This is a genomic window from Flavobacterium sp. RHBU_3, from assembly GCF_046613565.1.
Lineage (GTDB): Bacteria > Bacteroidota > Bacteroidia > Flavobacteriales > Flavobacteriaceae > Flavobacterium.
In genome coordinates, this window is sequence record NZ_JBKJHC010000009.1 from 146606 (window position 1) to 166432 (window position 19827).

General features: G+C 43.4%; 16 protein-coding genes. 7 read left to right on the plus strand and 9 right to left on the minus strand.

What is annotated here, in order from left to right; translation table 11 throughout:
* Positions 1-20 precede the first annotated feature (20 nt).
* From ACLI1A_RS13790 to ACLI1A_RS13805, 4 genes are all read right to left on the minus strand, one after another.
* Complete coding sequence (locus tag ACLI1A_RS13790; protein ID WP_411409259.1) at positions 21-1805, minus strand: tetratricopeptide repeat protein; 1785 nt, start codon at positions 1803-1805, stop codon at positions 21-23.
* A gap of 529 nt (positions 1806-2334) precedes the next feature.
* Positions 2335-3606: a serine--tRNA ligase gene (serS, locus tag ACLI1A_RS13795; RefSeq protein ID WP_411409260.1), complete on the minus strand. Its 1272-nt coding sequence runs from the start codon at positions 3604-3606 to the stop codon at positions 2335-2337.
* 80 nt (positions 3607-3686) lie between these two features.
* The gene (locus tag ACLI1A_RS13800) at positions 3687-4667 is read right to left on the minus strand and encodes a T9SS type A sorting domain-containing protein (RefSeq protein WP_411409261.1); all 981 of its coding nucleotides are present in this window, start codon (positions 4665-4667) and stop codon (positions 3687-3689) included.
* 171 nt (positions 4668-4838) lie between these two features.
* Entirely contained in the window at positions 4839-5978 is a 1140-nt protein-coding gene (locus tag ACLI1A_RS13805) for an endonuclease/exonuclease/phosphatase family protein (RefSeq protein WP_411409262.1), read from the minus strand.
* Between the two features lie 131 nt (positions 5979-6109).
* On the opposite strand from ACLI1A_RS13805, the gene ACLI1A_RS13810 reads away from it, so the two are divergent.
* Genes ACLI1A_RS13810 through ACLI1A_RS13820 form a run of 3 tightly spaced genes read left to right on the plus strand, consistent with a single transcriptional unit; the run spans position 6110 to position 10897 of the window.
* Entirely contained in the window at positions 6110-8896 is a 2787-nt protein-coding gene (locus tag ACLI1A_RS13810) for a carboxypeptidase-like regulatory domain-containing protein (protein ID WP_411409263.1), read from the plus strand.
* Between the two features lie 10 nt (positions 8897-8906).
* The gene (locus tag ACLI1A_RS13815) at positions 8907-9512 is read left to right on the plus strand and encodes a choice-of-anchor J domain-containing protein (RefSeq protein WP_411409264.1); all 606 of its coding nucleotides are present in this window, start codon (positions 8907-8909) and stop codon (positions 9510-9512) included.
* A 17-nt stretch (positions 9513-9529) separates the two neighbouring features.
* Entirely contained in the window at positions 9530-10897 is a 1368-nt protein-coding gene (locus ACLI1A_RS13820; protein WP_411409265.1) for a DUF5689 domain-containing protein, read from the plus strand.
* 80 nt (positions 10898-10977) lie between these two features.
* Here ACLI1A_RS13820 and ACLI1A_RS13825 read toward each other — a convergent pair whose 3' ends face one another.
* Positions 10978-11478 (minus strand): DinB family protein, encoded by a 501-nt coding sequence (locus tag ACLI1A_RS13825; RefSeq protein WP_411409266.1) that lies wholly within the window; start codon positions 11476-11478, stop codon positions 10978-10980.
* A gap of 153 nt (positions 11479-11631) precedes the next feature.
* Between ACLI1A_RS13825 and ACLI1A_RS13830 the strand changes: the two genes are divergently transcribed.
* On the plus strand, positions 11632-13719 hold the full coding sequence (locus ACLI1A_RS13830) for a prolyl oligopeptidase family serine peptidase (protein ID WP_411409267.1): 2088 nt from the start codon (positions 11632-11634) through the stop codon (positions 13717-13719).
* Positions 13720-13773: 54 nt separating this feature from the next.
* Here the strand turns inward: ACLI1A_RS13830 and ACLI1A_RS13835 are convergent, their stop codons facing one another.
* The gene (locus ACLI1A_RS13835) at positions 13774-14373 is read right to left on the minus strand and encodes an FMN-dependent NADH-azoreductase (RefSeq protein WP_411409268.1); all 600 of its coding nucleotides are present in this window, start codon (positions 14371-14373) and stop codon (positions 13774-13776) included.
* A gap of 108 nt (positions 14374-14481) precedes the next feature.
* On the opposite strand from ACLI1A_RS13835, the gene ACLI1A_RS13840 reads away from it, so the two are divergent.
* Both ACLI1A_RS13840 and ACLI1A_RS13845 read left to right on the plus strand, forming a co-directional pair.
* Positions 14482-14868 (plus strand): winged helix-turn-helix transcriptional regulator, encoded by a 387-nt coding sequence (locus tag ACLI1A_RS13840; RefSeq protein ID WP_411409269.1) that lies wholly within the window; start codon positions 14482-14484, stop codon positions 14866-14868.
* A gap of 158 nt (positions 14869-15026) precedes the next feature.
* Entirely contained in the window at positions 15027-15683 is a 657-nt protein-coding gene (locus ACLI1A_RS13845) for a hemerythrin domain-containing protein (protein WP_411409270.1), read from the plus strand.
* 294 nt (positions 15684-15977) lie between these two features.
* Here the strand turns inward: ACLI1A_RS13845 and dinB are convergent, their stop codons facing one another.
* The 3 genes from dinB to dprA all read right to left on the minus strand — a co-directional run bounded on the left by dinB (position 15978) and on the right by dprA (position 18749).
* Entirely contained in the window at positions 15978-17072 is a 1095-nt protein-coding gene (gene dinB / locus ACLI1A_RS13850) for a DNA polymerase IV (RefSeq protein WP_411409271.1), read from the minus strand.
* Between the two features lie 58 nt (positions 17073-17130).
* Entirely contained in the window at positions 17131-17577 is a 447-nt protein-coding gene (locus ACLI1A_RS13855) for a hypothetical protein (protein ID WP_411409272.1), read from the minus strand.
* A 68-nt stretch (positions 17578-17645) separates the two neighbouring features.
* Complete coding sequence (dprA, locus tag ACLI1A_RS13860) at positions 17646-18749, minus strand: DNA-processing protein DprA (protein WP_411409273.1); 1104 nt, start codon at positions 18747-18749, stop codon at positions 17646-17648.
* Positions 18750-18847: 98 nt separating this feature from the next.
* Here dprA and ACLI1A_RS13865 point away from each other — a divergent pair, with 98 nt between their 5' ends.
* Complete coding sequence (locus ACLI1A_RS13865) at positions 18848-19804, plus strand: SPOR domain-containing protein (protein ID WP_411409274.1); 957 nt, start codon at positions 18848-18850, stop codon at positions 19802-19804.
* Positions 19805-19827: the final 23 nt, after the last annotated feature.

Sequence of the window (19827 nt, forward strand, 5' to 3'; positions counted from 1 at the left end):
ACCGAATAACCACAAAAAAACTAACTACTTTGTGCATCACCCCTCAGTATGCGGTATTGCTTGCGGGCTTCTATAAAGTAAATACTGTCTTCGTGCTCAAAGATCATTTTTTCATACAGCGGCTTGGCCTTTTCGGGCTGGTTCAGCTTTTTATTGTAAATCTCAGCCGAATAAAACAGTGCCTCATCAACATAAATGCCTTCTTTGTACTTGTCTATAATCTCTGCATAGTTTTGCAGGGCAAGGTCATACTGGCCCATGCCCTCATAAATACGGCCTAAGCGCAGCAGGGTTACATCCTGTATGCTTTCGGTTTTATCAGTAGCACGCAGGTTCTTAAACTCGTCTAAGGCTTCCTGCTTTTTGTTTTGGTACAGTTTAAAATCGGCTCGGGCAAATTTTTTCAATGCAGTCTGCGTGCTGTCTTCCACAGTATTGTCGCTTATCAGCAGGAACAGTTCCATAGCATCATTAGCAATAAGCTGCGACGAACTCGATTTAAGTACCTTTAGCTGTTTTTGTGCCCATTCAAAATCGCCTTTAAAATAGCTGGCTCTTGCCACCCGGAAACTGGCCTCGTTACCCACCGCATCGTTTTTAAGGTCTTCTTCTACCTGGGCATAGAAAATAATGGCCTGGTTAAATTTTTCCTCCAGCAGCAGTATGTCGCTCATTTTCATTTTTACCTGCGCCTGCTGAAACTTGTTCAGTTGCAGTTCCAGCGCACGGTTTAGCGTAGCCACGGCGGCCTTGGTATCTTTCAGTTGAAACGCCTCAAAATCGGCCTTTAGTATTTGCAACTTCAATGAATACGGTGTGGTGCCAAACTTTTCCATATCGGCATCAATGCGCTGTTTTATAAGCGGCAGGTCAGCATCTTTAGCCTGTTTAATGTCTATTTGCAGCACATAGTACTCGGCATCCATGAGCAGGTCTTGCTCCATGGTATTCTGGCTCACAAAGTCAAAGATTTCCTTAGCGGTGGTATCTTCATTTTCTTCGGCGGCAAGCCTGCCCAGGTTTACCACATTCATAAACGAATCAGGATTGCGCCTGTATATGGCTTTTTGCTGTATAAATGCCTTGCTGTACTCTTTGCGCTGCACAAAATACCAGCTTAAAAATTCGTTCCAAAAGGTATCCTGCGATTTTTGCGTTTGCAGCAAAAGGGCTTTACGCAACTGGGTATTAAAGTTTTCACTGGTGTTTTCCTCGTTCATAAAACGCGACAACTGGTTTTGTACCATTTGCAGGTTTTGGGGATTGTTAAAGGCAAAACTCAGCAGGCGGTCTATCATTTGCTCCACATTACCCAGCTGTCCCTGTAACAGTGCCATTTGGTAATCAAAGTTCATGCTTTTGTTTACAGACGAAGCCGTTTCGTATGCGGTAAGTGCCTGCCGTACCAGTACTTTTTTCTCAAAGGCATTGGCTACCGTAAACACATTACCCGGAGTTTCGGCTACGGCATCTATGGCTTTTTTATAGTAAGCATCGGCCTTCGCCTGGTTTTGCTGTAGCTGGTAGTTATACCCCAGGTCTACATACAGTAAGGGCTGGCGGGTAAGTTCTATTTTATCCAACAACAGCTTTTCGGCTTTGTCAAATTGTTTTAACTGTTGATAGCATTCGGCAAGCTTTTGCGCAAAGTACGGATTACGCGCCTGTGCCTTGTCCAGGTCCTGGTAAATCATGGCCGCCTTTTCAAACTCGCCCCTTTCAAAATAATTTTGGGCAAGCTGCTCGTTTTGGGCAAAGGCCGCAACCGAGAATATAAAAGCGATATAGAGGAATATTCTTTTCATATAACAAACAACCTGCTAATAGTGTACTAAACATAAACGCCGGAAACAGCAGTTTTAGCGCAGGCAACAAACAAATATACCAAATTACGCCCGACATTAAGGGTTAACATTGAAATTCGGTATAAGTTTCGGCATTACAACCCGGTTATTCTTCTATAAAAAAACCTGCCCCTTTAAAAAGGGACAGGCTTCATATAAAAATACTATTACGGATAAACTTAAGAAATTTCCCACCCCTCCCTACGGGCACCCCTCCGAAGGAGGGGAATAGTCGCAGCCCCGCTCAGAGTAAGCATTCCCCTCTTCCGGAGCTATCATGTGGACACAAATAGCTTTGTGAACTTTTTTGCTTTCCAAAGGAAAGCCTTCGTGTTCGTATTAAGCATAATTTAGGTCTTTTGTGCCCTTTGTGAAAAACTTTGGGCACCTTGTGGTGAAAATTCCTCGCAAAGCCGCTAAGTCGCAAAGATGTGTCCACACGATAGTACTCCGGAGGGGTGCCCGCCGCGGTGGGCGGGGTGGATTCGTATTAATCTATAATATCAAAACCGGTGTAGCGCCTTAGCACTTCAGGGATTACAATACCCTCCGGTGTTTGATAATTTTCCAGGATGCCGGCAAGTACACGTGGCAGTGCCAGTGAGCTACCATTCAGCGTGTGGGCAAGCTGGTTTTTACCTTCTTTATCACGGAAACGCAGCTTTAGCCTGTTGCTCTGGAAGGTTTCGAAGTTAGACACCGAACTGATTTCCAGCCAACGTTCCTGTGCTGTAGAGTACACTTCAAAGTCGTATGTAAGCGCCGATGCAAAGCCCATATCACCACCACAAAGGCGCAGTACGCGGTATGGCAGTTTCAGCTCGTCCAGTATGTTTTTTACGTGGTCTACCATACCCTCAAGAGCTTCGTAGCTGTTTTCCGGTTTTTCTATGCGCACAATTTCTACTTTGTCAAACTGGTGCAGGCGGTTAAGGCCGCGCACGTGGGCTCCCCATGAACCTGCCTCGCGGCGGAAACACGGTGTATAGCCTGTACACATAACCGGAAGGTCTTTTTCTTCCAGGATTACATCGCGGAAAATATTAGTTACCGGAACCTCAGCCGTAGGGATAAGGTACAGGTTATCTGCCACGGCGTGGTACATTTGGCCTTCCTTATCAGGAAGCTGACCGGTACCGTAACCCGAAGCTTCGTTTACCAGGTGTGGCACCTGGAACTCATTATAACCTGCATCGGTGTTTTTATCTAAGAAATATGAAATAAGCGCACGTTGCAGCTTGGCTCCCTTGCCTTTGTATACAGGGAAACCGGCACCACTAATTTTTACGCCCAGTTCAAAATCTATAATGTCGTATTTTTTAATAAGGTCCCAGTGTGGTACTGCGCCATCATATAGTGCAGGGATTTCGCCACTGCGGAAAACTTCTTCGTTTTCTTCAGGAGTTTTGCCTACCGGTACTATATCGGCCGGGGTGTTTGGCAGCTTATAAAGCGTATCGGTAAGTTCGGCAGTAACCGTAGCAAGGGTTTCTTCCAGTTCTTTAGATTTTTCCTTGTACTGCACGGTTTGCTCACGCATGGCGGTAGCCTCGTCTTTTTTACCGGCTTTCATAAGCTCACCTATGCTACGCGACAGTTTATTGGACTCGGCAAGTATGGTATCTAGCTCTACCTGAGTGGACCTTCTTTTTTCGTCCAGGGCTATTACTTCATCTACAAGCGCTGTGGGGTCAAAATTACGTTTGGCCAGGGCGCTGATCACTTTTTCGCGGTTGTCCCTAATAAATGCTGTTTGTAACATGGTTTATATAAATTATTAATGTGGGCAAATTTAACGAATTGTTTTGTAATACCTGCCCACATTATTATAGCTAAACCCGTTTAGTTCTTTACAAACTTAAGCGCCGTGCCGTTGTCTGTCTTTACAAAATAAACGCCCGGCGAAAGGTTTGCCACATTTATACTGGTGCTTTGTGCAGCAGTAACCTTGTTTTGCAGCACTACCTTACCGGTAACGTCGAATATGCTGTATTGAGAAATCATGGCATCGGCAGATTTTATAGTAAGCACTGAAGAAGCCGGGTTAGGGTACAGGCTCAGGGTATTTGCTTTTACACTATTAATGGCTGCCGGGGTACCATGCATAAAACGGTATACGGTGCCGTTAGCCGGGTAGCTGTTTAGGGAAAGGCCTTCATCCGGGAAGGTTGCCTCGGTATATTCACCGTAGTCAGGGCTTTCGGTATCTCCATATACGAAGCCAACGGTATTATAATCGTCGCCAAGTGCTACTATTATACCCTCTCCGTCGGTAATATTGTCAATATCTGTAATATTGTTTGTGCCGTAGTGGAATTCAATTACGTTGTTGGCCTCATATAACCATACCTGATAGCTTAGGTAAAAATAGTCTTCAGCATAGCCATAATCTTCGGCAAACTCAAGTGTAGCGTTTTTCACTTCCAGTTTTAATATACGGTTGCCTGTTGTGCCTTCTACCTTGTAGCTTATGGGCGATGACGAAACCTCTGAGCTGTAAGTGCGGTCCTGCATATAGATGTTTGACGGATACATGTAGTAAAAGCCTTCACCGTCAATATCGTAGTCAACCCCGGTACCCATCAAGATAAACGCGTCATCGTCAAATAAAAAACGGTCTACAGGATTGCCCATAACGGTAAAAGGAAATGGGATACTGAACTCGCCAAAGGTATCGAACATCCATATTTCACCATTGTTTACCGATATAGCATCCTGCAATTCGGTATAGGGCTGGTTCAGTTTGGTAAAATTGTAATAGTCTTGTGCCGAAACGGCCAGAGAAGAAAGCGCCATAAATAGCGCAAGGGTAATTTTTTTCATAGCTAAAAGTTTATTACTAATTGGTTTATATAAGTGTGGTAAAAATAACAATCTATTGTTCCCTTTTTCAATAATCTGAAAAAATTACCACATAATTTTTACTCAGGTTTATGTATAAAAAAACAGCCGCAGAAGTTTGCGGCTGTTACTATATAAAGTACTGTATACGTTTTATTTCTGCTCCTTAATCAGGTACACATATACCGGAAAGTGGTCGCTATAGCCTACATCGCTGGTGGTATTTCTAAGCGGGTAGCCCTTATAAGCACCGGTTTGCTGGGTAAGGTAGGTTTTGTTATACACATTAGCTTTCCAGAAACGGTATGATGTGTAGTCTTTTTTAATAAGTGGCTCGGTAAGTATCATTTGATCAAAAAGATCCCAGGCATCGCGGTACGCCAGTGTACCTATGCCTTTTTTGCTCATTTCTTCCATAGGATTATACAGTTCGCCCGGCTTCACATCCTCTTTGTGCGCCTTAGTACCCAGCACCACTTTAAGGCTGCGGTTATAAGGGCCATCGTTAAGGTCGCCCATGGTAACAAGTTTGGTATTCGGGTTAATCTTGTATAAAGAGTCTATGGTTTTTTTGTTTAGTGCAGCAGCAGCCTCACGGTTTGGCGAACTCTTTTTTTCGCCCCCGGCACGCGATGGCCAGTGGTTTACTATAAAGCTCATCTGCTCACCATCCAGCAGGCCGGTAACCAGCAGCTGATCTCGGGTATAAATACGGCCGCTGTAGTCTACATTTATAAACAAGCCTTTTTCTTCTTCGTCGGTTTTTTCATTTTTAATGCCCGCGGCCTCATCTTTCTCTGCCTGTACTTTCTCTTTAGCCCTTTCCTTATCGTAAATAATCAAAGGAATGTTTTTAAAACTTGTAGGTTTAAAAACACTTTTGCGGTACAGTAGTGCCACGTCTATACCCCTTTTATCCGGGCTGTCTACGTGGATAATTCCATAGCCCTTATCGGCAAGGGCTGGCTCTTTTAAAAGATCTTCAAGCACACCGCGGTTTTCTACCTCGGCAAGACCTATAATAGCCGGTGGCTGAGGGTTTTCGCCTGTTCCCAGCTCACTAAGTACGCGTGCCAGATGTTTCAGTTTTTTTTTGTATTTTTCACCAGTCCAGTGCATATTGCCGTTAGCAAGCCACTCTTCATCGTTGTTCGGACCGTTAATGGTGTCAAAAAGGTTTTCCACGTTATAGAACGCTATGGTTTGAACCTTAAATTTTTTATCCTGCGCAAAGCCGCTAAAAGCAAGGCATAACAGGAAAAAGAGGACTAATTTTCTGGACATTATTAACATATATTAATTTAACATCAATTTTTATAACAAACGGGGTGCCAAAAGTAAATAATATTTTGGAAATGATGTACATTTGCCGCCGTTAAGAAATCCTTAACTTAACGAAGGAAAGAAATAATTTAATTTTATCTATGAAAAAACTCGTACTCAGTCTTTTATTCATGATGCAGTTCGTTTGTGCCTGGGCACAGCAGTCGGCATCAGTACAGGGCAAGGTGGTAGATGCTAAAACGCAGAAACCGCTTCAAAACGTGGTAGCTACCATTGAAGCTACAGGCCAGACCGCATTGACCAATGCCGAAGGTGTGTTTGTTTTTAATGACCTTGCTCCCGAAAGCCATGTACTTACCGTAACAACTGCCGGTTATGTACCTCAAACCTTTACTGTTGAGGCCGTTGCCGGAAAACCGCTCGACCTGGGCGTAGTATCACTTGAATTAGATATTACATCTGAGCAACAGCTGGGACTTATAACCATTACTGATAACGACCTTGGCGATGACAACAGCGGATCTGAAAACACCGCAGGCCTGCTACAGGCATCTCGCGATACGTACCAGCAGGCAGCCGCCTTTAACTGGGGACAGGCTCGTTTCAGGATACGTGGACTTGATAATCAATATGGTAACACCATGATAAATGGTGTAATGATGAATAAAATATATGACGGAAGGCCAAACTGGAGCAACTGGGGAGGACTAAACGATGCTACACGTAACCAGGAATTTACAATGGGCAGCGCACCAAGCGACTACACCTTTGGTAACATACTGGGTACACAAGAAATAAATACACGCGCCAGCATATACAGGCCGGGCCTAAGGGTATCTTACTCAGGCACTAACACTAACTATAGCTGGAGGATGATGGGTACATACTCATCGGGTATGCGTGCAGACGGATGGGCTTACGTAATTTCTGCCTCAAGAAGGTGGGCACAAGAAGGCTATTTTGACGGAACAGACTACAGCGCAAACTCATTCTTTGCCAGTGTAGAGAAAAAAATAAACGACCACCACAGCCTTAACTTTACCAGCATATATGCACAAAACAGCCGTGGTAAAAATTCGCCAAACACAAAAGAGGTTACCGATATAGCCGGTGAAAAATACAACTCGTACTGGGGATGGCAAGACGGTAAAAAACGTAACAGCCGCGATAAGGATGTGGAAGAGCCAATACTTATGCTAAGCCACTACTGGACTATAGGCGAAACTACATCATTAAACACTAACGTATCGTACCAGTTTGGACAAATAGGTAACAGCAGGCTGGATTACCAGAATGCTAACAACCCAGACCCTACATACTACCGTAACCTGCCAAGCTACCTGCTATCTACAGGTATGACTGCACACGATGCCGACTCCCTGGCTAACTTTAACAACGGTGGAAGGCAGATAAACTGGAACCAAATGTACCAGGCTAACGCTAACACAGCTAACGGCCGTAGTGCTTATGTACTGTATGAAGACAGGACTGATGACAAAACACTTACTGCAAACACTATACTGCGTTCGCAGCTTTCAGATAACATTTCATTAAATGGTGGTGCTTCTTACAGGCACCTAAAATCGCACAACTTCCAGAACCTGCTGGACCTGCTTGGCGGACAATTCTTTGAAGATGTAGACAACTACTATACAGGAAGCTATGCACAGAGCGACCTTAACAACCCTAACCGCAGGGTGGGAGAAGGCGATACTTATGGTTATAACTATAACCTGTATGCTAATGTAGCCGATGCTTTTGCCCAGCTTAAATTTAACTACCGTAAAGTAGACTTCTATGTAGGCGGTACATACTCTTACACAGAATACCAAAGGGAAGGTTTGTACAAAAACGGCCTTTACCCTAACAACTCTTTCGGAAAAAGCGACAAGCTTAACTTTGACAACTACGGTATAAAAGGTGGTGTTACTTATAAACTAAACGGGCGTAACATGATTGTACTAAACGCTGTACGCATGACACAGGCTCCTACACTAAGAAACGCTTACCCTAACGCAAGGCTAAACAACAATGCTATAGACGGTATACAAAATGAAACCGTAACAAGCGGCGACATAAGCTATGTAATAAGAACCCCAAGGCTTAAAACAAAAATTACAGGTTTCTATGCCACTATAGAAAACTCTATAAAAACATCATTCTTCTACGGAGACGGTATCTTTGAAGGTGAAGACAATGGTGCGTTTGTAGCAGAAACCGTAACCGGTGTAAACAAGCTTATGATGGGTGGAGAATTTGGTATAGAGTATAACCTAAGCAGTACAATTACAGTAAAAGGTGCAGCCTCTTATGGTAAATACACCTATAACAATAACCCTAACGTAAGTATAAACAACGATGCCCTGGCTACTAATGGAGATGATAGCGGCGTGGGTACTATAGACCCTACAACAACAGTAAACTATGGTAGCGCATCACTTAAAAACTACAAGTTAGGCGGCGTGCCTCAACAGGCATACTCGCTGGGTATAGAATACCGCGACCCTCATTACTGGTGGGTAGGTGTAAACGGCAACTATCTTGCTGATAATTATGTAGAGGTTTCGTCTCTAATGAGGACCGAAAACTTCTTTAAAAATGCAGAAACATTAAACGGTGTTCCTTATGATGATGTAGACCTTGCTGAGGCAAAAAAACTACTTAAGCAGGAGAAGTTTGATAATTTCTTCCTAATGAACCTTCAGGGTGGAAAATCATGGAAAATAGGTAAGCAGCTTGTAGGCCTTTTTGTAAGTGTAAACAACGTACTGAACCAAAGCTACAAAACAGGTGGTTTTGAACAATCACGTAACGCTACCTATGGTGCACTAAGGGATGACATGGCTAACGGAAAACCTCTTTTTGGTTCGAAGTATTTCTACGGTTACGGAAGAAACTATTTCGTAAACCTTTACATCAACTTTTAATTAAACCGCTATGAAATTTAATTTTAAAACCCTTTTCCTGGCTGCCGCTGCTGCATTTGTGCTAACAGGCTGCGACGAAGACACCGAACTTCCAATATACAGGAATCCTATAGTATACCAAACATTTGAATCAGGTGAAGATAATGAAACACTAAGCACTGTAAACACTCCTGGATGGACTACCTTTTTACAGGCCGGTACAAAACAATGGACCATACAACGCTATAGTGATAATGGCTATGCCGAATTTAACCCTTACCAAAGCGGTAATGCATCAAACATAGGATGGTTAATTTCACCTGCAATAGCACTTACCGAAAACAACGACAAAACTCTTACTTTTGAGTCGTCTCAGGCGTATACCACATCTGCAGATAACAAACTTGAAGTATTTATCTCTACAGACTTTGACGGTACAAATGTTACTGCCGCTACCTGGACCCCTGTAACCTTTACCGCTCCTGAAATAGCCGGTGTAAACTTTGATTTTGTACCATCGGGTAAAATAAGCCTTTCTGCTTACAGCGGAAATGTTTATGTGGGCTTTAAAGTAACCGGCGGTACTGCTTCTGCCGTAGACGGTTCTTACCAGATAGACAATGTGGTTGTTTACTAATTACTAAAAAAATTATTATGAAAATAAATTTCTTTAAACCCGCTGTACTTGGCCTTGCAACCGCACTGCTGCTTACCGGCTGTGTAAACAGTGACGACTACAGTGCGCCGGCTAATGCCTGTACAGAACTGGGACTAACGGCTAACAAGACTGTAGCCAGCCTTAATTCTTCTGCTACAACTTCGGTAACACAATATACTACAGACGATGTTATAGAAGCGTATGTGGTATCTAGCGACGAAAGAGGAAACATATTTAAAACAGTATACCTGCAAACACTTCCTGCCGATGGTACTCCGGTAGGTTTTAGCCTTGCAATAGACAAAACCAGTCTTTTTAGTGTAAACTTTTACCCTGGCCGCAAGGTATATGTAAAACTAAAAGACCTTTATTACGGAAAAGTAAACAGCAGCCTGGCTATAGGTGCCCTATATGAAGGTACTGTGGGTAGGATAGCAGAATACGATTACCAAAACTATATAAAGCCTTCTTGCTCTGAAGTAAGCGAAGAAACTCTGGTAAGGACCATGACACTGAGCCAGGCACTAAACGATGCAAACCTTAACACCCTTATAGAGCTTGATGGTGTACAGTTTGACGATAGTTTTGTAGGCGGCACTTATTATGACGAAAATGATACAGCTAACACTGCAGGTGGTTCTACTAACAGGGCGCTTACTGATTTTAGTGGAAACGCAGTACAGTTTCGTACCAGTAGCTACGCTAACTTTAGCGGAGATATAATACCGGGTAACAGCGGTAAAGTAAGAGGTATACTTACTAAGTACGGCACCACTTACCAGTTCCTTGCCCGTTCTGCTGACGATATTAAACTTACAGAAGCAAGGGTAGACGCTGCGCCGCCTATTGTAGGCACAAGCCTTAACCTTACCGGTCCATACAGCGAAAACTTTGAAAGCTATGCCGTTAACAATACAGTATTCCCTACTGCTATTAATGATGCCATTATAGGTGCAAGCTACTGGAATGTAAGGTCATTCTCTGGTAACAAATACCTTTTCTTTTCATCTTACAACAACGCTTCATCTTCAAACAGGGTAGTGTTTATTGTTCCTAAAAGTGCTACTGCTACTACACTACAGTTTAAAACTCTTGCAGGATACAGTAATGGCGACCCACTAAAAGTATATTACTCTGCAGACTATGTGCCGGGCGGAGATGTAAACAGCGCCACACTACAGGATATAACATCTAACTTTACTATCTCTGTAGGGCCGGCTAACAGCTATGCTACTACTTTTACCGATAGTGGTGTATATACTTTTACAGCAGGCGAACAAGGCTTCTTTATCTTTGAATATATAGGAAGCGATGCAAATGGTATTACAACTAATATGGAACTAGACAATATTGTAGTTCAGTAATAGCTTTAAATATACAGATAACGAAACGGCACCCTTTTGAGGTGCCGTTTCTGTTTTTTGATTGATACCTTAACTCCTTATTATTTCCTGTCCCAAAAGAATGGCGGCTCTATGCCCAGCGCACGCAGGTATACATAACCCTGTGCACGGTGGTGTATTTCGTTGTCTATAAAATACAACAGGGTGCTTAGTATAGTGCCTTCATATTGGCCAAAGGCCTTTATTTCTTTATTAAAATCCTCAGGGGCTATTTGCGGCCAGTACACTTTTAACTGGTTAGAGGCTTCGTCCCAAAGGGTAAGCAGTTCCTCCTTAGTAGTAGGCATGTCTACACCTGTAAAATGAGGCAGGTTACCATCTCCCCAGTCGCCCGTAGCCAGTCCTTTAATACCGGGGCCGGTAAGGTCTATCACTTCCATCATCTGCTGTGCAAACGGGCGCATACCCCCTACCGAAAATTCGAAAAGTTCCTTTTCAGGAAAAGCTTCTATAACCCTGCGGGTAAGGCCGCGGTGGCCGCGCCAGTGGCTTTGTAATTGTTCTTTTGTAATAATTGCCGTTGTTGCCTGTACGTTTTCCATGATATAGTTGTTTTTTATGATTTATATGTCAAAGGTATTTTGACGTAGTGACAGCCCTGTGTCAGCAGTATTTTTAAATCATAAAAAAATTAGCATACCAAAAATTTCCAGGCTTTGGCTATTTTTGCGTCGACAAACAAAACCAGTCTTACCATGAAAAAATTACTACTGCTGGCGCTATTGCCGGTTGTATGTTTCGGGCAAAAATATCCTGTTACCAAAAAAACCACTAAAACCACTACAAAGTTCGGCACTACTCTTACAGACGACTATACCTGGCTTAACGATATGCACGGCACTGAGGTAGCCGCCTGGGTAAATGAGCAGAACAAGTTTACACAAAATCACCTTAGTGCCGTAAACAAAGAAGTATACCCGCTACCCACTCTGCAAAAGTATGAGGCGCAGACAAACTTCAGGATACCCACCAAAAAACGCGACGGGTATTATGCTAATATCATTGATCCGGAAGAGCACGGTGCCACACCTTACCTTGGCTACAAGAAAAAACTCGACGGTTTATATGTAAAGCTGGTAGACCCAAATTACATTTACAGCGGCAAAACGGTAAACGTTATCGATTTTGAACCGTCAGTACATTCAAAAATGCTTGCTTACAAACTTATGGTTAACGGAAGTGACAACCATGAAATACGCTTTGTTTCACTTTCGGGTAAAAAGAGCAATGAAATAATTCCGAATGCCAAATTTGGCGGTATTGCCTGGAAAGGTGACGAAGGTATTTTTTACAGCAGGAATGCCAACCGTTCACAGTTTGCTGCCGACTCTACTTTTCAGGTAATGTACCACAAGCTGGGCACCGATGTACTAAAAGATGAGGAAGTGTTTAACGCAGCTTCGTTTGCGGGGCAGGTATATTACTTTACCAGCCATGATGGTACACGTCTTTTCCTGGAAACAGCCGCGCGTGATGAACAAACGGTAGACTTCTACTACGCCGACCTTACAAAAGACAAACTGGAACTAAAACCTTTCCTTAAAAATGTACCTCCGGATTTTGATGTTTCGGGTTATGTACGCGGGCGCATTTACTATTCGTCTAAAGAATCTAACTGGGGTGATGTCCGCAGCTTCGACCCGGACAAACCCGAAGAGAAAACAGTGATAATACCTCAGTACCAAAACAGCCTGCTTGTAGGTGCTACATTTTTCGAAAACCGCATATTGTGCCGCTACAAAAACAGCGACGGTACATATTTTATGCTGTTTGACTACTCAGGCAAGTTCATAAATCGTATACAGGTACAAAAAGGCATGGATGTAGTGCTTACCGATAGCGACTATTACGATAAGGATGTGTTTTTTTATGTAACCTCCTACACCATACCACCCATACTCTTTACACTGAATCTTAACAGTGGTAATCACGACCGCTATGTAAGCAGTACCTTTGAGAAAACCACCGCGCCCTACCCGGTAGATTACTTTGAAACAAAAACCTCCTTTTACACCGCCCGCGATGGTGTAAAAGTACCCATAACACTGGTATACAAAAAAGGATTGGAACTTGATGGCAACAATCCTACCCTGCTAAAAGCGTATGGAGGTTTTGGTGTAGTAAATACCCCTCATTATGACAATGGGCTGATTTACTTTTTAAACAATGGTGGTGTATATGCCTATGCCGAGGTACGCGGAGGTGGTGAACGCGGCGAACAGTGGCATAATGATGGACGCAGGCTGAAAAAGATAAATACACTGAACGACTTTATAGATGCTGCCCGTTTCCTGATAGACCAGGGATATACAAACTCTTCAAAACTTGCCATAACCGGCGCATCACAAGGAGGGTTGCTGGTAGGTGCAGCATTAGTGCAGCATCCTGAATTGTTTAAAGTAGCCGTTCCAAAGGTAGGGGTATACGATATGGCAAACTTTCACAGCTATACTATAGGCCGTTTCCACTTTGATGAATATGGAAACCCTGATAATGAAGCCGAATTTAAGGCGATGATGCAATATTCACCATACAACAATATAAAGGAAGGGGTAAATTACCCGGTAACACTAATCCTTACTTCAGATAATGACGACAGGGTGCCGCCGGTACACTCATATAAATTTGCAGCAAAGCTGCAAAACCATAAAGGGCAAACCAATCCGGTATACCTGAAAACCCTTTTGAATTCCGGGCATTATGGTATTACTACCGGCCTACCCGACCGAATGGAAGAGCAATCAGATTTTTACGCATTTATACTGTACCATCTTACTCATTAATATAAAAGCCACCGCTGTACGGTGGCTTTTCAGTGTGATATGTACAATGGCTATTTATATCGCAATAGCTTCAATCGCTTTTTCCAGTGCGGTTTCCTGTATGCCCGGTATGGCTATACCTTCGGCGCGTACTACATCAATATCTGTAATACCTATAAAGTTAAGTACGCCTTTAAGGTATGATATGGCAAAATCAAACGGGGCGTAAGGCCCTTCCGAAAATACCGCGCCCGATGCCACGGCTATGTACAGCTTCTTGCCTTTAACCAAACCTTCGGGGCCATTTTCGGTATAACGGAAACTTTGCCCGGCACGCACTACGTTATCCAGCCAGCTTTTTAGGGTAGATGTTATCCCGAAGTTGTATATGGGTACACCAATAACAATAACATCGGCAGCAAACAATTGTGCCAGTGCTTCGTCTGATCGTTGCAGTACTGCTTTGTCTTCGTTAGTGTGCAAATCTAAAGGTGTGCGCAGGGCTTTTATCTGTGCGCCATCAATATGCGGAAATGGGTTTACAGTAAGGTCCAGCGTAGTTACATTACTGCCCGGAAATGTTTCCTGCGCCTGAGCTACAATGGCATTGCCCAGTTTTACACTAAATGATTCTTCGCCGCGTGGGCTGGATATGATGTGAAGGATATTTTTCATATTAAAGTATTTTTTCCTTGTTAGAATTATATTCCAAAATTATGTACATTTACTTTCAAAAAGTAAGTAGTATACTCAAGGTAAGTGCTTACTAATAAGTTACCACATATGGATACCGCAACAGAAACAATACTGCCACAACCCGAACAATGCCCAAATGCGCAACAGTGCAGCGCAAGGCTAAACAATATAGGTGATGCCCTCTATGTAATAGGCGGCAAATGGAAACTGCGCATAATACTGGCCCTGCGCGAACAGCCTATGCGGTTTAATGAATTGCAGCGCACCATTGAAGGCATCTCGGCCAAGGTGCTGAGTAATGAGTTGAAAGATTTAGAGCTAAACGGATTTGTAAAACGCATAGTAGATACCGGCATGCCGGTAGTAGTTACCTACGAGCCGACTGATTATACCCATACCCTTAAGGATGTACTGCGCACTCTTGCCGAATGGGGCGAACAACACCGCGAAAAACTGCGCAATGAGGCGCGATAACGCTTCCTGCACTTCTTAAAGAGTTTAAATAATAAACAGCGCAAAAAACGTAACTCGCTTTATTTAAACTCTTTATAAATTAAACGAAATCAGATTTGCATTTGAAACGTTTTAATAAATTTATCGTCTATAGATAAAATCATTAATCAGTAAAACATATGCAATCAAATCGTTACAACGTTTTTAACAACATTCACAAAGGACTTCGCGGAATGCTTTTTACAGTGCAGCAAGAGGTTCAGCAAACCGACTTTAACAGTACCGAAGCAGTGCCCGTTATAGCAAATCTGGAACTTGCTCTAAGGTATTTTGACGAGCATGCAGAGCATGAGGATAACTTTGTTCTGAATGAAATTGTGAAATTTGAACCCCACATTGCCGAAGAGCTGGAAGCCGAACACGTAACCGACCACCAGCTGGGTGAAACATTAAGAGAATACATACAGGCCTGGAAAAACGCAGCAGATAAAACTGAAGCAGGCAGGCAGATATTCTATGCCTTTAACGACTTCATTGCCTTTAACCTGTACCACATGAACAAAGAGGAAACTGTACTGCTGCAACTGCTGTGGAAACATTTTACCGATGAAGAAATTATAGGTATGGAACAGCGCATACTGCAAACAATAGCCCCTGAAGTACTTGTGGCAGAAAGCCGCTGGATGCTAAGGAGCCTGAGCATCCCAGAAATCATAGAATGGTACATGGGCATGAAGCACGGTGCACCCGCCGAGGTATTTATGATGTTTAAAGGCCTTGCGGCAGAAGAATTACCCGAAATTAAAATGCAGCAGTTAGAGACTGCCTTGGCATAATTATACATCCTATAAATAAAATTAAACCTACAAGAAAGCCTGCAGATTTGCAGGCTTTTCTTATAAATATACCTTTTGTCTAAGATTTCCTGTCGTTCGTCGGCATATAACCTGCATTAGCCTATTTTTCCCGGAGGAGCTGCACAGCATGGATATCTTTGTAGAAGAAAAAACAGGGAAACCTGTTCTTTTCACCCCCATTAACTACTTTATATAATTGGCATTTCCCATTATCTCCAAAAAAACATAATGCCAAAGTTACAAACCGGCTGTCCCCCCAGCCGGTTTATTTTTTTAAAAGTCAAACCGTAGCTGTACGGCTACCGTTTTTTTAACCCCGGCTTCATTGTTAAGGTTAGAGAGTGATATGCCCAGGAGCCGCACCGAATCTTTTGGCCGTTCCTGGTACAGGAGCTCTTTTACGGTTTCCATAATCAGGCTGCCGTCTGATATAAAGTAGGGCATGGTCTTGCTACGGGTTTGCACCGTAAAATCAGAATATTTGAGTTTTAGGGTAATGGTTTTCCCGGCTATCTTTTTCTTTTTAAGGCGGCGTTCCAGTTCGCCTGCTATTTTTTCCAGGCGTTCCAGCATAAACACCTCCGAAACCAGGTTTTCGTTAAAGGTGTGCTCTGTCCCAACTGATTTTATGGTACGGTCGGGCTTTACAGGGCTGTTGTGTATGCCGCGCACCACGTGGTAATAATACGGACCGCTTTTGCCAAAATGCGCCGCCAGGAATTCCTCGGTTTTTTCCTTAAGGTCTTTGCCGGTAAAAATGCCCAACTGGTACATTTTCTCCTCGGTAACCTTACCCACACCATAAAACTTACCTATGGCAAGATTTTCCAGAAAACTGAGTACCTCGTCGGGTGGTACGGTTTTTTGTCCGTTGGGTTTGTTGTAGTCGCTGGCTACCTTGGCTATAAATTTATTAATGCTAATACCCGCCGATGCCGTAAGTCCGGTTTCCTCTAATATGCGTTGGCGTATTTGGGTAGCAATAAGTGTGGCGCTTGGTATGCCTTTTTTGTTTTGGGTAACATCCAGGTAGGCTTCGTCCAGGCTCAGGGGTTCTACAAGGTCTGTAAACTCATGGAAGATGCTGCGTATTTTGCGGCTTATTTCGGTATAACGCTCAAAACGCGGCCGTACAAAGATAAGGTGTGGGCAACGTTTTTTGGCAAGGTAACCGCTCATGGCACTGCGCACCCCAAACTTACGCGCCTCATAACTCGCCGCCGAAACCACACCACGCGTTTCGCCCCCGCCTACGGCAATAGCCTTACCCCGCAGCTCGGGGTTATCCAGCTGCTCTACCGATGCGTAAAATGCATCCATATCTACATGGATTATTTTGCGCTGGGGTTTTTCGGCTTGCTCTTCCATAATGTAAAATTACGGAAAACTATACGATACAAAACAAATGAATTGTTAGGCAACGAAGCTATTCTCTAACCTTTAATAAGCCAAAGTTTTTGGGTTCAATTTTTTCTCCAAAAGTGTTATAATGATCAATTTCCCAAGCTTCGCTACGATAAATAAACGATAAGAATTCTGTTTGGAATTTGCTTACCTGGAAATATATTTGAAGGTTATCTCCCTCTTTAGGTTCATAGTGAAAGTCAAAACAATTTTCGTTATTTATTTGTTCAAGCACAAAACTTTCCGTGAGAGAATTAATTGCCTTCTGAGGCATATCTAACACCCCTATCATATAGGCGCCACCCTTCAAAGTACCCATATACTCATACAACACCCAACAGAACGGCTCTTTTGATTTAGGAAGCTTCTTTCTTTGAAATTTCTCAAGACTATCATGAATATTTATCAGCTCGACATCTTTTGAGTTCAAACACGTACAAAATTTCAGTTTGTCGCTTACTTCACACATAATCTGGTTGGTTTAACTATATCATCATAAAATTATACCTACAAGGTCACAGAGACCTTGCAGGAGATTTACACCGCCTCAAACAACTTACCCGGCAGTGGCCTGATTACGCCTTTCAGTTCCATATTCAGTAACATAGACGACAACCTGAACACCGGCATATCGCAGTTCAGGGCTATAATATCCAGGAGTTCCTTGCCGTTTTTTTGCAGGTAGTCGTACACCTTTTGCTCATCGGGTTCCAGGGTTACAAACAGTTGTTTTTGTATTGGTGGCAACTTCTTTTCTTCCAGCTCCCAGTTTAGCATATATATAAGATCGGCAGCACCGGTAAGCAGGTTGGCACGCTGGGTTTTTATCAGTTCGTTGCAGCCCATACTGTACTTATCGGTAATACGCCCGGGTAATGCAAAAACATCGCGGTTATAATCGTTGGCCACATTAGCCGTAATAAGCGAACCGCCTTTTTCGGCACTTTCTATAATAATAGTAGCCTCGCTAATGCCTGCCACGATGCGGTTTCGTTTTACAAAATTCTCCCGGTCGGGGTTGCTGGTGCTCCAAAACTCGGTAAGGAAACCGCCGTTTTGCTCCATACGCGCCACGTACTTTTTGTGTGGCTTGGGGTACACCTGATTCAGGCCATGTGCCACCACACCTACCGTTTGCAGCCCAAGTTCCATAGCTACCATGTGGGCATGGATGTCTACCCCGTACGCAAAGCCGCTTACAATAACAGGGTTTAGGGGAACCAAATCTTCCAGCAGCTTACGGCAAAAATCGCCACCGTAGGCCGTCATTTGTCGGGTGCCTACAATGCTCAGGGTTTTGCGCCCCGCAAGGTTTATATTCCCCGAACCAAACAACAGTACCGGCCCGTCTACACAATGCTTCAGGCGTTCGGGGTAATCGGCTTCGCGGTACTCGCATACCTTAATATTGTTTGCTTCTATAAACTTCAGCTCGTTTTCGGCATGCTTAAAAGCCTCCTTGTTTTGCAGGTTTTTGTACAGCACTTCGCCCACACCTTCTATGGCTAAAAGTTGTGGTTTTTTTGCCGATAATACGGCCGCCGCGCTGCCCAGGTGGTTTATGAGCTTTTTTGCCACTATATCGCCCACACCCTCTATCCGTAAGAGTGCCAGGGTATTAAACAAATCGGGTTGGTTCATCAAAAAATATAATCAGCAGCATTACAGCCGCTTATCATTGTTAATAAAATTTGTGAATAAAATGTTGGCCAACCACCTCAATGATTAAATTTGCTTATATGAAGATTGAGAAACACATTTCAGCATTACTATACCGTTACCAGTGTGTAACCATTCCTGGTTTTGGTGCATTTCTTACCGAAATACGCCCGGCACAGCATAACGCTGTTTCACATACTTTCTATCCTCCAAAAAAGGTGGTTTCGTTTAATGCGAATGTAAAAAATAATGACGGTCTTTTGGCCAACCACATCGCACAAACTGAAAAAATTTCGTACGAAGCAGCCGTGGAAGCCATAAGCGACATGGTAAAGCAATGGAAACACAGCCTGAACAATATGGATGTGCTTTTCCTGAAAAACATAGGACAAATAGGCCTTAATACCGAAGGTAACCTTGTGTTTACCCCAGATACTCCTGTAAACTACCTAACCGAAGCCTTTGGGCTTAGTACGGTAATATCTCCGGCTATTAAGCGCGAAGAACTGAAAGCAGTTGTAGAGGAACTGGAAGAAAAAGCACCTATTATCTTCACCCCGGAACGCAAACGCGATTACAGCTACCTGAAATATGCGGCCGTATTTGCACTGCTTATAGGCGGAGGTTTATTTGGCTACAAAAACTACAACGACAGGCAGGCTGCCGCCGAAACCCTTGCTGTACAAAATGCTGTACAGGCCAAAGTGGAACAGCGTATACAGCAGGCCACATTTTTTATAGAAAACCCGCTTCCGGCTGTTACCCTTCCCGTTAAGGAAGACACCGAGGCAATTACCGATACTGTAGCAACATTACCGTACCATGTGGTAGCAGGTGCTTACAAAAGCGAGGCGAATGCCGATAAAGCAGTAGCCAACCTTGTAACAAAAGGACATAAGGCGCACAGGCTGGAACTGAACAAATTTGGGCTGTACCCGGTGGTATACGGCAGCTATGCCACGTATAACCAGGCACAGGATAGCGCACGTGCTATACGTATTAATGGCGATAAAGAAGCCTGGGTACTGGTAAAATAAGGCCTTAAACTTCTAAAAAAATA

Excerpts from the sequence above, each read along its gene's own strand:
- ACLI1A_RS13790 (WP_411409259.1), bottom strand. The coding sequence starts at position 1,805 with ATGAAAAGAATATTCCTCTATATCGCTTTTATATTCTCGGTTGCGGCC.
- serS (WP_411409260.1), bottom strand. The coding sequence starts at position 3,606 with ATGTTACAAACAGCATTTATTAGGGACAACCGCGAAAAAGTGATCAGC.
- ACLI1A_RS13800 (WP_411409261.1), bottom strand. The coding sequence starts at position 4,667 with ATGAAAAAAATTACCCTTGCGCTATTTATGGCGCTTTCTTCTCTGGCC.
- ACLI1A_RS13805 (WP_411409262.1), bottom strand. The coding sequence starts at position 5,978 with ATGTTAATAATGTCCAGAAAATTAGTCCTCTTTTTCCTGTTATGCCTT.
- ACLI1A_RS13810 (WP_411409263.1), top strand. The coding sequence starts at position 6,110 with ATGAAAAAACTCGTACTCAGTCTTTTATTCATGATGCAGTTCGTTTGT.
- ACLI1A_RS13815 (WP_411409264.1), top strand. The coding sequence starts at position 8,907 with ATGAAATTTAATTTTAAAACCCTTTTCCTGGCTGCCGCTGCTGCATTT.
- ACLI1A_RS13820 (WP_411409265.1), top strand. The coding sequence starts at position 9,530 with ATGAAAATAAATTTCTTTAAACCCGCTGTACTTGGCCTTGCAACCGCA.
- ACLI1A_RS13825 (WP_411409266.1), bottom strand. The coding sequence starts at position 11,478 with ATGGAAAACGTACAGGCAACAACGGCAATTATTACAAAAGAACAATTA.
- ACLI1A_RS13830 (WP_411409267.1), top strand. The coding sequence starts at position 11,632 with ATGAAAAAATTACTACTGCTGGCGCTATTGCCGGTTGTATGTTTCGGG.
- ACLI1A_RS13835 (WP_411409268.1), bottom strand. The coding sequence starts at position 14,373 with ATGAAAAATATCCTTCACATCATATCCAGCCCACGCGGCGAAGAATCA.
- ACLI1A_RS13840 (WP_411409269.1), top strand. The coding sequence starts at position 14,482 with ATGGATACCGCAACAGAAACAATACTGCCACAACCCGAACAATGCCCA.
- ACLI1A_RS13845 (WP_411409270.1), top strand. The coding sequence starts at position 15,027 with ATGCAATCAAATCGTTACAACGTTTTTAACAACATTCACAAAGGACTT.
- dinB (WP_411409271.1), bottom strand. The coding sequence starts at position 17,072 with ATGGAAGAGCAAGCCGAAAAACCCCAGCGCAAAATAATCCATGTAGAT.
- ACLI1A_RS13855 (WP_411409272.1), bottom strand. The coding sequence starts at position 17,577 with ATGTGTGAAGTAAGCGACAAACTGAAATTTTGTACGTGTTTGAACTCA.
- dprA (WP_411409273.1), bottom strand. The coding sequence starts at position 18,749 with ATGAACCAACCCGATTTGTTTAATACCCTGGCACTCTTACGGATAGAG.
- ACLI1A_RS13865 (WP_411409274.1), top strand. The coding sequence starts at position 18,848 with ATGAAGATTGAGAAACACATTTCAGCATTACTATACCGTTACCAGTGT.